We start from the raw sequence: 13935 nt of genomic DNA, 5'->3' as shown, positions 1-13935 counted from the left end.
CAGGCCCGGCCCACCGCGGTCGGCGCGAGCCCGCCGACGGGATGGATCGCGACGCCTCCGCTCGCGCACCGACCGCCGCCGCCGCGGGGCCGCCGGGGCCGCCGGGGCTTCCTGCTCGGCCTGGCCGGCCTCGTCGTGGCCGCGGCGGTGGCCGTGCCCGCCGCGCTGGCCGTCACCGGCGGCTCGGACGCCCGTCCCGAACCCACCGCGCCCCCGACCGGCACGCTGGGCGGCTCGCCGGCCCGGATCGTGCACGAGGTCGGCACCACCTGTTCCTGGCAGCAGCAGGGTGACCTCGCCGTCACCGGTGCCGGCCACGGCGTGGTGTGCGCGGCCGGCCGGGGTCGCTACGTCTGGGTGGACCGCTGACGCCGACGGGCCTTGAGCAGCAACACGGCGACCAGCACCACGACGAGCACCACGACCACCCCGCCGATGACGGCGCTGACGAGCACCGCCCGGTGCCCGGACCCCGTGTGCGGCACGGCCGACCCGTCGACGGCGTAGGTCGGTCCCTGCGTGCGCGCGCCCAGGATCTGCACGTTCAGCTCGTAGGGCACCGTGCTCGTCAGCTGGGTGGAGTCCGGGTAGGCCGTCGAGACGATCAGGTAGTAGTCGCCGTCCATCGCGTACGGCACCACGTCGTCGTCGTCGGAGCGCCGGTCCACCCAAGCGGTGGGCACCAGCGTCGAGCCGTAGACGGGGCCGGACGTCGCGCCGAGGTCGCTGGCCTCGACGTCGGCGTCGTCCGGTTGCTCCACCACCTCACGGACCGGGTTGGCGATGAGCACGGTCCCGCGGGTGCCCCGGTAGTCCGAGACCTCCGGCAGTTGATCGGCCGTGAGCGTCCAGGCCACCCGCTGACCCCAGTCGAGGTGCACCCGGTAGTAACGCCGCTCGCCGGTGACGAAGCTGTCGCGGTACCGGCCCGCGGGCAACAGGGGCGCGGTGCCGAACCCCGTCCCCCCGACGACGACGCGCAGCGGACCGCCGGCCCGCCCGCGGACGTTCTTCGCGTCCTCGCCGACCGCAGGCGACCCGGTGGCCGACCCGGCCGGCTCGAGCCGGACCGCGATCTCCATCGACAGGCCGGCACCCGTGAAGGCCGACCCCGAGCGGGTGACGTGCAGGGCGTACACGGCGTCGGTCGGGCAGTCCTCCCAGTCGGGGCCACCGACCTCACCCGGAGCCAGCACCGCGGTCGCGTTGTCGAGGTCGTCGCCCGTCGCGTCGCCCGTGCCGCTGGCGCTCGCCTCGCACCCGGACACGCTCCGGTCGACCGGGGCCAGGCTCAGTTCGACCCGCAGGGCGGAGTCCTTGTCCGAGGCCCGGCCCGCGGGCGCCTCGGTGACCGAGAAGTACGGCGTCACGCCCTTGCGGAGTCGGACGCGGTAGTACTTCGCCGTCCCGTCCTCGTACGGCGCACCCGCCTGGGCGTACGTGTCGCGGTACAGACCTGGGGCGAGGTCGGGTGCGTCGACCGGGTTGGCGCCTCCGGACGTGCGGACGCCCGTCGCCTCGTAGCGCCGCAGCGCGGTCGAGGCGCCGGCGCGCTGCGGAGCCGTGGCGAGCAGCAGCAGCGCGACAAGCGTCACGATTGCCGCCCGCGAGAGGCTCCCGGGACGCGATACGAGCTGCACGTTGGCTAGATTGCCTGAACATTGCCCGGTACCGGTAGTCACACCTGCCGGCCGGACGACGGTGACCGAGGAGGTCGGGCATGACAGCTCCCCAGGACGCGCCGCACGGTGCTCAACGCATCGGCGTGGTGGCCGAAGGCGCCGCCGAGACCCGCGTCGCGGCCACGCCGCGCACGGTCGACGCGCTGCGCAAGCTGGGGTACGACGTGCTCGTCGAAGCCGGGGCGGGCGTGCGCTCGGACTTCTCCGACGACGCGTTCGCCGACGCCGGGGCCCGGGTCGGCAGCACCGACGACGCGTGGCACAGCGACATCGTGCTGAAGGTCAACGCGCCGACCACCGAGGAGATCGCGCGCCTGCGGGACGGCTCCACGCTCGTTGCACTGCTCAGCCCGGGCCTGAAGCCCGAGCTGGTCGACGAGCTCGCCGCCCGCGACATCACGGCCATGGCCATGGACGCCGTTCCCCGCATCTCGCGGGCGCAGTCGCTCGACGTGCTGTCCTCGATGGCCAACATTGCCGGCTACCGCGCCGTGATCGAGGCCGCGCACGTCTTCGGCCGGTTCTTCACCGGCCAGGTCACCGCGGCGGGCAAGGTGCCGCCGGCCAAGGTGCTCGTGGCCGGCGCGGGCGTCGCGGGCCTCGCGGCCATCGGTGCCGCGTCCAGCCTGGGCGCGATCGTGCGGGCGACCGATCCGCGGCCCGAGGTCGCCGACCAGGTGAAGTCGCTGGGTGGGGAGTTCCTCGCCGTGGAGGTCGAGCAGGAGGTGTCGACGGACGGCTACGCCAAGGCCACGTCGGAGGACTACGACCGGCGGGCCGCCGAGATCTACAGCGAGCAGGCCGCCGACGTCGACATCATCGTGACGACCGCGCTCATCCCCGGCCGACCGGCTCCGAAGCTGCTGACCGCCGACGACGTCGCAGCGATGAAGCCGGGTTCGGTGGTCGTCGACATGGCCGCGGCGCAGGGCGGCAACGTGGCCGGGTCGAAGCCGGGCGAGGTCGTGCTCACCGACAACAAGGTGACGATCATCGGCTACACCGACCTCGCCGGCCGGCTGCCCGCGCAGGCCTCGCAGCTCTACGGCACCAACCTGGTCAACCTCATGAAGCTGATGACGCCGGAGAAGGACGGCCGGCTCGTCCTGGACTGGGACGACGTCGTCCAACGCAACATGACGGTGGTGCGCAACGGCGAGAAGACCTGGCCGCCGCCCCCGGTGCAGGTGTCGGCGGCGCCCTCGTCGGCAAACGGAACTGCCAAGCCGGCGGCGGAGCCCGCGGCTCCGAAGAAGGAGCTCACCGACGCTCAGAAGATCACCCGCCGGTTCACCCTCGTCGGGGTCGGGGTGCTCGTGCTGTTCCTCGTCAACGAGTTCGCGCCGCAGCCCGTCCCGGAGCACTTCACGGTGCTGATGCTCGCGGTGGTCATCGGCTACTACGTCATCGGCAAGGTGCACCACGCGCTGCACACGCCGCTGATGTCCATCACCAACGCGATCTCCGGGATCATCGTGGTCGGCGCCATGCTGCAGATCGGTGAGGACAACGACACCGTCGTCCGGGTGATGGCCTTCGTCGCCATCCTGCTCGCCTCCATCAACGTCTTCGGCGGCTTCGCCGTGACCCGACGCATGCTCGGGATGTTCAGCAAATGAACGCTCACTCGATCGCCGAGGCCGCCTATATCGTCGCGGCGCTGCTGTTCATCCTGGCGCTGGCGGGACTGTCCAAGCACGAGACCGCCAAGCAGGGCATCGTCTACGGCATCGCGGGCATGGTCATCGCGCTCGCGGCCACGATCGGCGTCGCCACCGAGCACGCCGAGGCCGTCGCCATCGTCCTGCTCGTCGTCGCCGTCGTCATCGGCGCGGGCATCGGCCTGTGGCGCGCGCGCATCGTCGAGATGACCGGCATGCCCGAGCTCATCGCCCTGTTGCACAGCTTCGTCGGCCTGGCCGCCGTCCTGGTCGGCTGGAGCGGCTACTACTCCGTCGAGCACAAGGCGAACCAGACGGAGTTCGCCGGCTCGCTGCTGCGCATCCACCACGCCGAGGTGTTCATCGGCATCTTCATCGGTGCGGTCACGTTCACGGGCTCTATCGTGGCCAACCTCAAGCTCTCGGCGCGCATCAAGTCCTCACCGTTGATGCTGCCGGGCAAGAACTATCTCAACCTCGGTGCGCTCGCCGCGTTCGTCGTGCTCACCGTCTTCTTCGTGCACTCGCCGAACCTGCCGCTGCTCATCGCGGTCACGGCCGTTGCGCTGGCCCTCGGCTGGCACCTCGTCGCCTCGATCGGCGGCGGCGACATGCCGGTGGTCGTGTCGATGCTCAACAGCTACTCGGGCTGGGCCGCCGCGGCGTCCGGCTTCCTGCTGGACAACAACCTGCTCATCGTCACCGGTGCGCTGGTCGGCTCGTCCGGTGCGTACCTGTCCTACATCATGTGCCAGGCCATGAACCGCTCGTTCATCTCGGTGATCGCCGGTGGGTTCGGCATCGAGGCCGGACCGTCGGACGACACCGACTACGGCGAGCACCGCGAGATCACCGCCGAGGACACCGCGGAGCTGCTCAAGGACGCGTCGACGGTCATCATCACGCCGGGTTACGGCATGGCGGTGGCGCAGGCGCAGTACCCGGTGGCAGACCTGACGAGGCGGCTGCGCGAACGCGGTGTCGACGTCCGCTTCGGCATCCACCCGGTCGCCGGCCGGCTGCCGGGGCACATGAACGTGCTGCTTGCCGAGGCCAAGGTGCCCTACGACATCGTCCTGGAGATGGACGAGATCAACGACGACTTCGGCGAGACGTCGGTCGTGCTGGTCATCGGCGCCAACGACACGGTCAACCCGGCCGCGGCGGACGACCCCAGCTCGCCCATCGCCGGCATGCCGGTGCTGCACGTGTGGGAGGCGTCCGACGTCATCGTGTTCAAGCGCTCGATGGCCGCGGGCTACGCCGGGGTGCAGAACCCGCTGTTCTTCCGCGACAACAGCCAGATGCTGTTCGGCGACGCCAAGGCCAGGGTCGAGGACATCATCCGCGCCCTCTGACCCGGAGTTGTCCGCGCCAGGACGCGACGGACGTCGTCCGAACGCGGACAACTCGGGAGGGGCGACGGGTCAGTCGTCGGCGGTGACGAGCGCAGCAACCTCGAGCGCGGCCTGTTCGACGTCGCGGTTGACGACCACGTGGTCGAACTCGCTCGCGGCGGCCATCTCGACCTCGGCCCGCGCCAGCCGGGCAGCCACCGCCTCTGCCGACTCCGTCCCACGGCCGTGCAGTCGGTCGACGAGCTCCTCGACCGACGGCGGGGCGAGGAAGACGAACCGGGCGTCGGGCATCGAGGCCCGCACCTGCCGGGCACCCTCCAGCTCGATCTCGAGCAGCGTCGGATCGTCGACGGACAGGTGCTTCTGCACGGGCGTGCGCGGCGTGCCGTAGCGGTTGCCGGCGAACTCGGCCCACTCCAGCAGGGCGTCGTCGGCGATCATCTGCGCGAAGGCGTCGTGATCGACGAAGCGGTACTCGCGGCCGTCGCGCTCCCCCGGTCGCGGTGCCCGCGTCGTGGCCGAGACGGAGACCCAGACGTGCGGCACCAGTCGACGCAGCGCCGCCACCACCGTGCCCTTGCCCACCCCCGACGGCCCGGACAGGACGGTCAGGCGGGCAGGCATGCCCGCGAAACTACCGGCCGCCCCCGGACGTACTGTCGGAGGATGGACTTCAAACACCTCGGCAACAGCGGACTGGTCGTGTCCGTCGTCGGACTCGGCACCAATAACCTCGGCATGAAGCTCGACATGGACGGCAGTCGCGAGGTGATCGACGCGGCCTTCGACAACGGCATCACGCTGTTCGACACGTCCGACTCCTACGGGGCGTCCGAGGAACGGCTCGGCGAGCTGCTGCAGGGGCGGCGCGACGACATCGTGCTGGCCACCAAGTTCGGCAGTGACGCGGGACGGCTCGGCAACGGCAACGGCGCGGATTGGGGCGCGCGCGGTGCCCGGCGCTACGTGATCAAGGCCGTCGAGGCGTCGCTGCGCCGGCTGCGTACCGACTGGATCGACCTCTATCAGATGCATCGTCCCGACCCGGAGACCCCGATCGAGGAGACGCTGTCGGCGCTCGACGACCTCGTGCGCGCCGGCAAGGTGCGTTACGTGGGCAGCTCGAACTTCAGCGGCTTCCAGATCGCCGAGGCCGAGTGGCAGGCCCGCACGCAGGGCCTGACCCGGTTCGTCAGCGCCCAGAACGAGTACAGCTGGCTCGAGCGCGGTCTCGAGGCCGACGTCGTGCCCGCGCTCGAGCATTACGGCATCGGGCTGCTGCCGTTCTTCCCGCTCGCCAGCGGGCTGCTGACCGGCAAGTACCGGCGCGGCGAGGCGGCGCCGGAGGGCAGCCGCATCCAGGCGTGGGGGCGTGAGAGTGACCTCACCGATCACGCGTTCGACGTCATCGAGGGTCTCGAGAGCTTCGCCAAGGCGCGGGACGTCGAGCTGATCGACGTCGCCATGGGCGGCCTGGCCGCGAAGCCCACGGTGGCCAGCGTGATCGCCGGTGCTACGTCACGTGCCCAGATCGAGCGCAACGTCGCGGCCGGTGACTGGAAGCCGTCCCCGTCCGACCTCGCCGAGCTGGACGACCTCACGTCCTGACCGGGTCCCCGGCACCGCCCGCTACGCGGCGGGGTCGGTGATCGACAGCGTGGGACGGTCGCACGACGACCGCCCCGCGCTGTCGATCAACGCATTGGCGAGGCAGGTGCTCAGAGCGCCTCGACGGGCGGCAGGCCGAACATCGACGGCGCGTTCTGCACGTGCTCGCGGATGTCGGTGCGCTCGCCCTCGGCGTTGTCGATCCACCCGTAGAGCGGCTCGTCGATCTCTGGGTTCACGAAGTACATGATCGACTGCCGGTCGTCGAGGCCGTGGTTGCGTACCTGGTGGTACAGCGGCTGGACCTGCCCGCCCGACAGCGCGGTGAGCACCGACCCGGGCATGATCACGACCTCGTCCGGCCCGGGCAGCATGGGCTGCACGGTGTCGTCGTCGGTGTAGATCTCCAGGCCCGGCGCGGTGGCGTGCAGGACGGTGACCATGTGACCGTCCTCGTGCTTGTCCTGCAGCAGGTCGCGCTCGGCCGGGGTCGGCAGGCAGTAGTTGATCTGGAGGTAGGCGGCCTTCTCGAAGGCCGGCGCCTTGTCGGCGCCGAAGTGCTGGGCGACCTCGTCGAGGATGCTCTGCACGAGCGGGGCGAGCGAGTCGCGCCAGTCCAGGAAGGACGTCGTGAGCTCGTCGATGTCACCCGCGTTCGGGATGAGGTCGAGACGGCTCGACCACAGGGTGAAGCACTCGTTCATGTCCGGGCGTTCCGGAACCCGCGAGTACTCGATGCCGAAGGGCCGGTAGCCGTAATTGTGGTCTGCGCTGCCGTGGGACATCTTGTCCTCGAGCGGCCGCTGGAAGAACTGCACCGCCGTCGAGATGGCGGTCTGCAGGTTGCCGGCGTCGAGATCGCTGAGTTTCACGACCGCGTAGCCCTGGTCGAGGATGTCCCGCGCGGCCTTGCTGACCGCGTCGAGCGCGAGGGTGTTCGTCACTGTGGAGCCTTCCCTGTGGGGAATCGGATGGATGGTCGGTGCTGACCGGGATCGTGCCGTCGGGCCACAGCCCGCGTGGACTGTACGCGCCCGGACAGGGCATCGCGGCACGCCCGGGGCGTTTTGTCAGCGTTCACTCGGCACGGGACGAACGGCCCGGGCAGAATGGCGCGATGCCGGAGATCGTGCAACTGCTGACGTCGGGCGCGTCGCGTCTCGACGGCCGCCCGGCGCCGCTTGCGTCCCCTCTTTCGGACGAGACGACCGACCACCTCACGATCCGCGCGGGCCTCGGGGTGGTCGGCGACCGGTACTTCAACCGCCCGGCGCACCGCGACGCGTCGGTGACGCTGCTGGCGATCGAGTCGCTGGCGGCCTGGCCGGGCTCCGGGCTGCGCGAGACCAGGCGCAACGTGCTGCTGCGGGGCGTCGAGGTCGACGGGGCGCGCGGGCGCGTGCTGTCGCTCGACAGCGGCGACGGGCCGGTGCTGATGCTCCTGCACCGTGCGGCCCACCCCTGCGCCTGGATGGACCACACGCTCGGCCCGGGCGCCTGGCGGGCGTTGCGCGGGCACGGCGGCATGCGCTGCGAACCGCTCACCGACGGTGTCCTGCGCGTCGGCCCCGTCGCGGTCGCCTGGCACGACGGCGAGGTACGGGCCGCCCCGCTCCTCAGGCGGTGAGCGTCAGGCCCGCAGGAACGCGAACTCGGCCAGCTGCCGCTCGACCGCGTCGCGCAGCGCCTCGACGTCCGGTCCGTGCCGCAACACCTCGCGCGACACGCTGGGCAGCACGTGCGGCAACGCGTCCCCGAACAGCCGGCGCACGTCGTCGGCGGTGCCGCCCTGGGCGCCGACGCCCGGCGCCAGGATCGGCCCGTTCAGCTCGGCCAGGCTCGTGGTGACACCGGCGTCGACCGAGCCGACCGTGGCGCCCACGACGGCACCGAACGAGCCGAGCGGCGTCGCGCCCGCGTTGCGTCCGGCCAGCTCGTCGACGACCACCTGGGCGACCGTCCGGCCGTCCTCGACCCGCGCCGACTGGAACGCACGCGCCTCGGGATTGGAGGTCAGGGCGAGCACGAACGCACCCGCGTCGTGGCTGACGCAGCGCTCGAACACCGGTTCCAGCGAGCCGACCCCGAGGTAGGGGCTGACGGTGACGGCGTCGACGGCCAGCGGTGCGGCCGGGCCGAGGTAGGCGTCGGCGTACGCGGCCATCGTCGAGCCGATGTCGCCGCGCTTGACGTCGAGCACGACGAGGGCGCCGGCCTCGCGCGCGGCCCCGACGGTGCCCTCGAGCACGGCGATGCCCTCGGCGCCGTGCTGCTCGAAGAAGGCCGACTGCGGCTTGATCACCGGCGCGAGATCGGCGAAGGCGGCGACGCAGACCGCGGCGAAGCCGGCCAGGCCTTGCGCGTCCACGGACAGGCCCCACTGCTCGAGCAGGGCCGGGTGCGGGTCGATCCCCACGCACAGCGAACCGCGTGCGGCGAGCGCGGCGTCGAGCCGGGTTCCGAACGTCATGCCACTCCCACGGACGTGCGCCGGGCGGCGCGCTGGTGTTCGTCGAGATGGGCCAAACCGACCGCCTGCCGCAGCTCGGTGAAGCCCCGTTCGTCCAGCGCGTCGCCGAGTTCGTCGAGGATCCGCAGGGACGACCCGGGGTCGGTGAAGGTCGCGGTGCCGACCGCGACGGCGTCGGCCCCGGCGAGCACGAACTGCAGGGCGTCCAGACCGCTGGTGATACCGCCCATCCCGATGATCGGCAGGTGCGGGACCGCCCGGCGGACCTGCCACACGCAGCGCAGCGCGATCGGCCGGATGGCCGGCCCGGACACGCCCCCGACCACGTCGACGATCGCCGGCGCGAGGGTGTCGGTGTCGATGACCAGGCCGGCGACGGTGTTGACGAGGGAGAACCCGTCGACGCCCGAGTCGGCGCAGACCCGCGCGAGGTGGCGGATGTCGGTGACGTCGGCGGTGAGCTTGGCGAACACGGGCTGCCCCGGGTCGGCGGCCCTGCGCACGGCGCCCACGACGCGCGCCGAGGCGATGGGGTCGGTGGCCAGCACCTGCCCGCGGCTGCCGTGCCCGGGGCCGGAGATGTTGGCCTCGATCGCGGCCACGGCGGGGTGCCCGGCGAGCCGGCGGGCGACGTCCGCGAACTCGTCGCTGTGCGCGCCGGCGATCGACACGATCACCCGCGCGCCCTGCCCCGCCAGCCAGTCGAGATCGGTGGCCACGAACGCGTCGATGCCCGGCCCGACCAGGCCCGGGGCGGTCAGCAGGCCACTGGGCGTGACCGCCGACCGCGGCGCCGGTCGCCCCGCCCAGGGCGCGGCGGTCAGCGACGGCGTCACCAGCGCTCCGACCCGGCTCAGGTCGACGTACCGGGCGAGTTCGCGGCCGGCACCGGCGGTGCCCGCGGCCAGCAGGACCGGGTTGGGCAGCCGCAGCGGGCCGAGGCGCGTCGTGAGGTCGACCGCGCTCATGACCGGCCCGCCGGTACCGCGCCGAGCTCGTCCCACACGACGTGATCGGCCTCGACGACCGGCCCCTCGACGCACGCCCGGACGAGACGCGGCGACGGACCGCCCGAGCCGCGCACCGGTACCAGGCACGACAGGCAGACGCCGGTGCCGCAGGCCATCGGGGCCTCGAGGGCGACCTGGGCGCGGATCGCGTGCTGCCCCGCGAGGTCCCCGACACGGCGCAGCAACGCCGGCGGCCCGCAGGCGTAGACGACCTGGGCGTCGAGGCGCACGATCGCGTCGGCGAGCGCGTCGGCCGCCGACCCCGCCCGCCCGGCGCTGCCGTCGTCGGTCAGCACCGTGACACGGTCGACGAGGCGCTTCGCCGCCTGCTCGCCGTAGAGGCCGGTGGCGGTCGGCGCGCCGAGCACGACCTCGACGGGGCAACCGCGCCCGACCAGCTCCTGGGCCAGCCAGGCCAGCGGCCCACCGCCGTACCCGTGGCCCACCAGCACCGCCGGTGCCGTCCCGGCGGGCACCGGGAACCCGCTGCCGAGCGGGCCGAGGAGGTTCAGCCGGTCACCCGAGGTGCGGCCGGCGAGCCAGCGCGTCGCGGGCCCGCGCGGGTCGACGACCAGGGTGGCGGTTCCGGCGTGCGCGTCGCCGGGCGTGGCGGAGGCGACGAAGACCGGTAGGCGGGTGATCTGCGCGGAGCTCTGGCCGCCGACGCGGACGGCGACGAACTGCCCGGGGCGGGCCTGCGCCGCGAGCTGCGGCGCGATGACGGTCAGCGTGACGAGGTCACCGGCGCGCTGCACCGAGAACACCTCGACCGTCTCGAGCACCGGCCCGCTCACCCCGGCGGGCACGTCGCTCACCCGTTCTCCGCGTCCACCTGCGCGCGCCAGGCGGCGACGTCGGCGTGGTACTCCTGCAGCGGGCGCACGCCGAGCTCGCCGCGGGTGAGTTCCTCGATGCCCTGGACCGCGGCGGCGAAAGCCTGCGTGGTGGTCAGGCACGGGATGCTCGCCGTGACCGCGGCGGTCCGGATCTCGTAGCCGTCCAGACGTGGCGCCCCCGAACCCCAGGGCGTGTTCAGCACGAGGTCGACCTCGCCGGCCTGGATGCGCTCGACGATGTTCCCGGGCCCGTCGCTGAACTTGCCGACCACCTCCGCGGGCACACCGTTGCGCCGCAGCACCTGCGCGGTACCCGCCGTGGCCAGCACGCGGAAGCCGAGGTCGGCCAGCCGCTTGACCGGGAAGATCGCGGCCCGCTTGTCGCGGTTGGCGATGCTGACGAACACCGTGCCCTTGACGGGCAGTGACCCGTACGCCGCGGCCTGCGATTTGGCGAAGGCCGTACCGAAGGTCGTGTCGAAGCCCATGACCTCGCCGGTCGACTTCATCTCCGGGCCGAGGATGGAGTCCACCTGGTCACCGGCCGGCGTGCGGAAGCGGTGGAAGGGCAGCACGGCTTCCTTCACCGCAATGGGGGCGTCGGCGGGCAGGTCTCCTCCGTCGCCGCTGCGCGGCAGCAGGCCCTCGGCGCGCAGGTCGGCGATGGAGGTCCCCAGGGCGATGCGCGCCGCGGCCTTGGCCAGCGGCACGGCGGTGGCCTTGGAGACGAACGGCACGGTGCGCGACGCCCGCGGGTTCGCCTCGAGCACGTAGAGGATGTCGCCGACCATGGCGTACTGCACGTTGAGCAGTCCGCGCACCCCCACGCCTGCGGCGATGGCCAGCGTCGAGCGGCGGATGGTGGCCAGGTCGGTGGCGCCCAGCGTGATGGGCGGCAGCGCGCACGACGAGTCGCCGGAGTGGATACCGGCCTCCTCGATGTGCTCCATGACGCCGCCGAGGTACAGCTCGTCGCCGTCGAACAGCGCGTCGACGTCGATCTCGACGGCGTCGTCGAGGAAGCGGTCGACCAGCACGGGGTGGTCGTCGGTGATCTCGGTCGCGCGCCCGATGTAGTCGGCCAGGTGCGGCTCGTCGTAGACGATCTCCATTCCGCGGCCGCCGAGCACGTAGGACGGGCGCACCAGCACCGGGTAACCGATCTCATCGGCCACCGCCTTGGCCTCGGCGAACGACGTTGCCACCCCGTTGCGCGGCGACGGCAGGCCCGCCTCGGCGAGCACCCGTCCGAACGCGCCGCGGTGCTCGGCGAGGTCGATGGCCTCGGGCTGCGTGCCGAGCACGGGCACGCCGGCGTCCTTGAGCTTCTGGGCGAGCCCGAGCGGCGTCTGCCCGCCGAGGGTGCAGATGACCCCGGCCACGGTGCCGCTGCCCTGCTCGGCGGCCACGACCTCGAGCACATCCTCGAAGGTCAGCGGCTCGAAGTACAACCGGTCGGCGGTGTCGTAGTCGGTCGACACCGTCTCGGGGTTGCAGTTGACCATGACCGTCTCGTAGCCGGCCGCACGCAGCGCCATCACGGCGTGCACGCACGAGTAGTCGAACTCGATGCCCTGCCCGATCCGGTTCGGCCCGCTGCCGAGGATGATCACCTTCTCGCGGTCGGGCTGCGGCGCGACCTCGGTCTCCTCGTCGTAGGACGAGTAGTGGTACGGCGTGGCGGCCGCGAACTCGGCGGCGCAGGTGTCGACGGTCTTGAACACCGGCCGGATGCCGAGCCGGTGCCGCAGCGTGCGCACCCCGTCCTCGCCGGCCAGCTCGGGGCGCAGCGCGGCGATCTGCCGGTCCGACAACCCGTGCCGCTTCGCCTTGCGCAGCAACGGATCGGTGAGCGTCGGCGCGTCGCGGACCTCGAGGCCGACCTCGACGATCAGCGCCATCTGGTCGACGAACCACGGGTCGATACCGGTGGCCTCCGAGACCTGTTCGACGGTGGCACCGGCCTGCAGGGCGCTCCCGACGGTGTACAGCCGGCCGTCGGTGGGCACGGCCGCGATACGCAGCAGCTCCTCGACCGAGCTCGCCGGCCACGGCGCGGTGAAGAAGCCGGCGGCCTTGGTCTCCATGGACCGCAGGGCCTTGCCGAGCGCCTCGGTGAAGTTGCGGCCGATGGCCATCGCCTCGCCGACGGACTTCATGTGCGTGGTGAGGACCGGGTCGGCGCCCGGGAACTTCTCGAACGCGAACCGCGGGATCTTGACCACGACGTAGTCCAGCGTGGGCTCGAACGCCGCGGGCGTCTTGAGCGTGATGTCGTTGGGGATCTCGTCGAGGGTGTAGCCGACGGCGAGCTTGGCCGCGATCTTGGCGATCGGGAACCCGGTGGCCTTGCTGGCCAGCGCCGACGACCGCGACACCCGCGGGTTCATCTCGATGACGATCATGCGGCCCGTCGCCGGGTCCATGGCGAACTGGATGTTGCAGCCACCGGTGTCGACGCCGACCTCGCGCAGCACGTCGATGCCGACGTCACGCATGTGCTGGTACTCGCGGTCGGTGAGCGTCATGGACGGGGCGACGGTGATCGAGTCGCCGGTGTGCACGCCCATCGGGTCGAGGTTCTCGATGGAGCACACGACGACGACGTTGTCGTGGCGGTCGCGCATGAGCTCGAGCTCGTACTCCTTCCAGCCCAGCACCGACTGCTCGACCAGCACCTCGTGCACGGGGCTGGCGGCCAGGCCGCGCGCCACCATCTCGCGCACCTCGCGGGCGTTCGTGGCCAGCCCGGACCCGAGCCCGCCCATCGTGAACGACGGCCGGACCACGATCTTGTTGTCGACGGTCTCGGCGAACGCGATGGCCTCGTCCAGCGTGTGGCACACCAGTGAGTCGGGCACCTCACCGCCCACCGTGCGCACGATCTCCTTGAAGCGCTGGCGGTCCTCGCCGCGCTGGATGGCCTCGACGTCCGCGCCGATGAGCTCCACGCCGTACTTCTCCAGCACTCCGGCCGCGTGCAGGTCCATGGCCAGGTTGAGCGCGGTCTGCCCGCCGAGGGTCGGCAGCAGCGCGTCCGGCCGCTCGCGGGCGATGACCCGCTCGACGTACTCCGGCGTCAGCGGCTCGACGTAGGTGGCGTCGGCGAACTCGGGGTCGGTCATGATCGTCGCCGGGTTGGAGTTGATGAGGCTGACGCGGTAGCCCTCGCTGCGCAGCACCCGGCAGGCCTGGGTGCCCGAGTAGTCGAACTCGCAGGCCTGGCCGATGATGATCGGCCCCGAGCCGATCACGAGGATGTGGCTGATGTCCGTCCGCTTGGGCACTACTTCGTCCCCTCCAATGACAT

The 13935-nt window shown here is 72.0% G+C and carries 11 protein-coding genes and 1 pseudogene; 5 read left to right on the top strand and 7 right to left on the bottom strand.

Annotation, left to right across the window (positions count from 1 at the left end; all coding sequences use genetic code 11):
• A pseudogene (locus tag ACFFCA_RS16830) lies at positions 1-369 on the top strand (hypothetical protein); the annotation flags it as partial.
• On the opposite strand, the gene ACFFCA_RS16825 reads toward ACFFCA_RS16830, so the two are convergent.
• Complete coding sequence (locus ACFFCA_RS16825) at positions 348-1595, bottom strand: hypothetical protein (protein WP_375486864.1); 1248 nt, start codon at positions 1593-1595, stop codon at positions 348-350. The pseudogene ACFFCA_RS16830 and the gene ACFFCA_RS16825 sit on opposite strands and share 22 nt — an antisense overlap.
• Before the next feature lie 125 nt (positions 1596-1720).
• Between ACFFCA_RS16825 and ACFFCA_RS16820 the strand changes: the two genes are divergently transcribed.
• The gene (locus tag ACFFCA_RS16820) at positions 1721-3301 is read left to right on the top strand and encodes a Re/Si-specific NAD(P)(+) transhydrogenase subunit alpha (protein ID WP_375486862.1); all 1581 of its coding nucleotides are present in this window, start codon (positions 1721-1723) and stop codon (positions 3299-3301) included.
• A complete protein-coding gene (gene pntB, locus ACFFCA_RS16815; protein WP_375486860.1) occupies positions 3298-4701 on the top strand; it encodes a Re/Si-specific NAD(P)(+) transhydrogenase subunit beta in 1404 nt (467 codons plus the stop codon). Before ACFFCA_RS16820 ends, pntB begins: the two co-directional genes overlap by 4 nt.
• A gap of 69 nt (positions 4702-4770) precedes the next feature.
• Here the strand turns inward: pntB and gmk are convergent, their stop codons facing one another.
• Positions 4771-5325 (bottom strand): guanylate kinase, encoded by a 555-nt coding sequence (gene gmk, locus ACFFCA_RS16810; RefSeq protein WP_375486858.1) that lies wholly within the window; start codon positions 5323-5325, stop codon positions 4771-4773.
• A gap of 42 nt (positions 5326-5367) precedes the next feature.
• Here gmk and ACFFCA_RS16805 point away from each other — a divergent pair, with 42 nt between their 5' ends.
• The gene (locus ACFFCA_RS16805; protein WP_375486856.1) at positions 5368-6309 is read left to right on the top strand and encodes an aldo/keto reductase; all 942 of its coding nucleotides are present in this window, start codon (positions 5368-5370) and stop codon (positions 6307-6309) included.
• 110 nt (positions 6310-6419) lie between these two features.
• On the opposite strand, the gene ACFFCA_RS16800 is transcribed toward ACFFCA_RS16805, so the two are convergent.
• Positions 6420-7253 (bottom strand): 2OG-Fe(II) oxygenase family protein, encoded by an 834-nt coding sequence (locus ACFFCA_RS16800; protein ID WP_375486854.1) that lies wholly within the window; start codon positions 7251-7253, stop codon positions 6420-6422.
• 173 nt (positions 7254-7426) lie between these two features.
• On the opposite strand from ACFFCA_RS16800, the gene ACFFCA_RS16795 reads away from it, so the two are divergent.
• Positions 7427-7936, top strand: coding sequence for a molybdenum cofactor biosysynthesis protein (locus tag ACFFCA_RS16795; protein WP_375486852.1), 510 nt, complete (start codon positions 7427-7429; stop codon positions 7934-7936).
• A 3-nt stretch (positions 7937-7939) separates the two neighbouring features.
• On the opposite strand, the gene pyrF is transcribed toward ACFFCA_RS16795, so the two are convergent.
• Genes pyrF through carB form a run of 4 tightly spaced genes read right to left on the bottom strand, consistent with a single transcriptional unit; the run spans position 7940 to position 13912 of the window.
• Positions 7940-8779, bottom strand: coding sequence for an orotidine-5'-phosphate decarboxylase (gene pyrF, locus ACFFCA_RS16790; protein ID WP_375486850.1), 840 nt, complete (start codon positions 8777-8779; stop codon positions 7940-7942).
• On the bottom strand, positions 8776-9747 hold the full coding sequence (locus ACFFCA_RS16785; RefSeq protein ID WP_375486848.1) for a dihydroorotate dehydrogenase: 972 nt from the start codon (positions 9745-9747) through the stop codon (positions 8776-8778). The genes pyrF and ACFFCA_RS16785 overlap by 4 nt, the downstream gene beginning before the upstream one ends.
• The gene (locus tag ACFFCA_RS16780) at positions 9744-10604 is read right to left on the bottom strand and encodes a dihydroorotate dehydrogenase electron transfer subunit (protein WP_375486846.1); all 861 of its coding nucleotides are present in this window, start codon (positions 10602-10604) and stop codon (positions 9744-9746) included. Before ACFFCA_RS16780 ends, ACFFCA_RS16785 begins: the two co-directional genes overlap by 4 nt.
• On the bottom strand, positions 10601-13912 hold the full coding sequence (carB, locus tag ACFFCA_RS16775) for a carbamoyl-phosphate synthase large subunit (RefSeq protein ID WP_375486844.1): 3312 nt from the start codon (positions 13910-13912) through the stop codon (positions 10601-10603). The genes ACFFCA_RS16780 and carB overlap by 4 nt, the downstream gene beginning before the upstream one ends.
• Positions 13913-13935 lie beyond the last annotated feature (23 nt).

The sequence above is a fragment of the uncultured Jatrophihabitans sp. genome (assembly GCF_964252635.1).
Taxonomy (GTDB): domain Bacteria; phylum Actinomycetota; class Actinomycetes; order Mycobacteriales; family Jatrophihabitantaceae; genus Jatrophihabitans.
The sequence above is the reverse complement of the archived record's forward strand: the minus strand, read 5'-3'. Positions and strand labels throughout refer to the sequence as shown.

Bases quoted from the DNA above. Each gene is read 5' to 3' on its own strand.
- ACFFCA_RS16820 (WP_375486862.1), top strand. From the start codon at position 1,721: ATGACAGCTCCCCAGGACGCGCCGCACGGTGCTCAACGCATCGGCGTG.
- pntB (WP_375486860.1), top strand. From the start codon at position 3,298: ATGAACGCTCACTCGATCGCCGAGGCCGCCTATATCGTCGCGGCGCTG.
- gmk (WP_375486858.1), bottom strand. From the start codon at position 5,325: ATGCCTGCCCGCCTGACCGTCCTGTCCGGGCCGTCGGGGGTGGGCAAG.
- ACFFCA_RS16805 (WP_375486856.1), top strand. From the start codon at position 5,368: ATGGACTTCAAACACCTCGGCAACAGCGGACTGGTCGTGTCCGTCGTC.
- ACFFCA_RS16795 (WP_375486852.1), top strand. From the start codon at position 7,427: ATGCCGGAGATCGTGCAACTGCTGACGTCGGGCGCGTCGCGTCTCGAC.
- pyrF (WP_375486850.1), bottom strand. From the start codon at position 8,779: ATGACGTTCGGAACCCGGCTCGACGCCGCGCTCGCCGCACGCGGTTCG.
- ACFFCA_RS16785 (WP_375486848.1), bottom strand. From the start codon at position 9,747: ATGAGCGCGGTCGACCTCACGACGCGCCTCGGCCCGCTGCGGCTGCCC.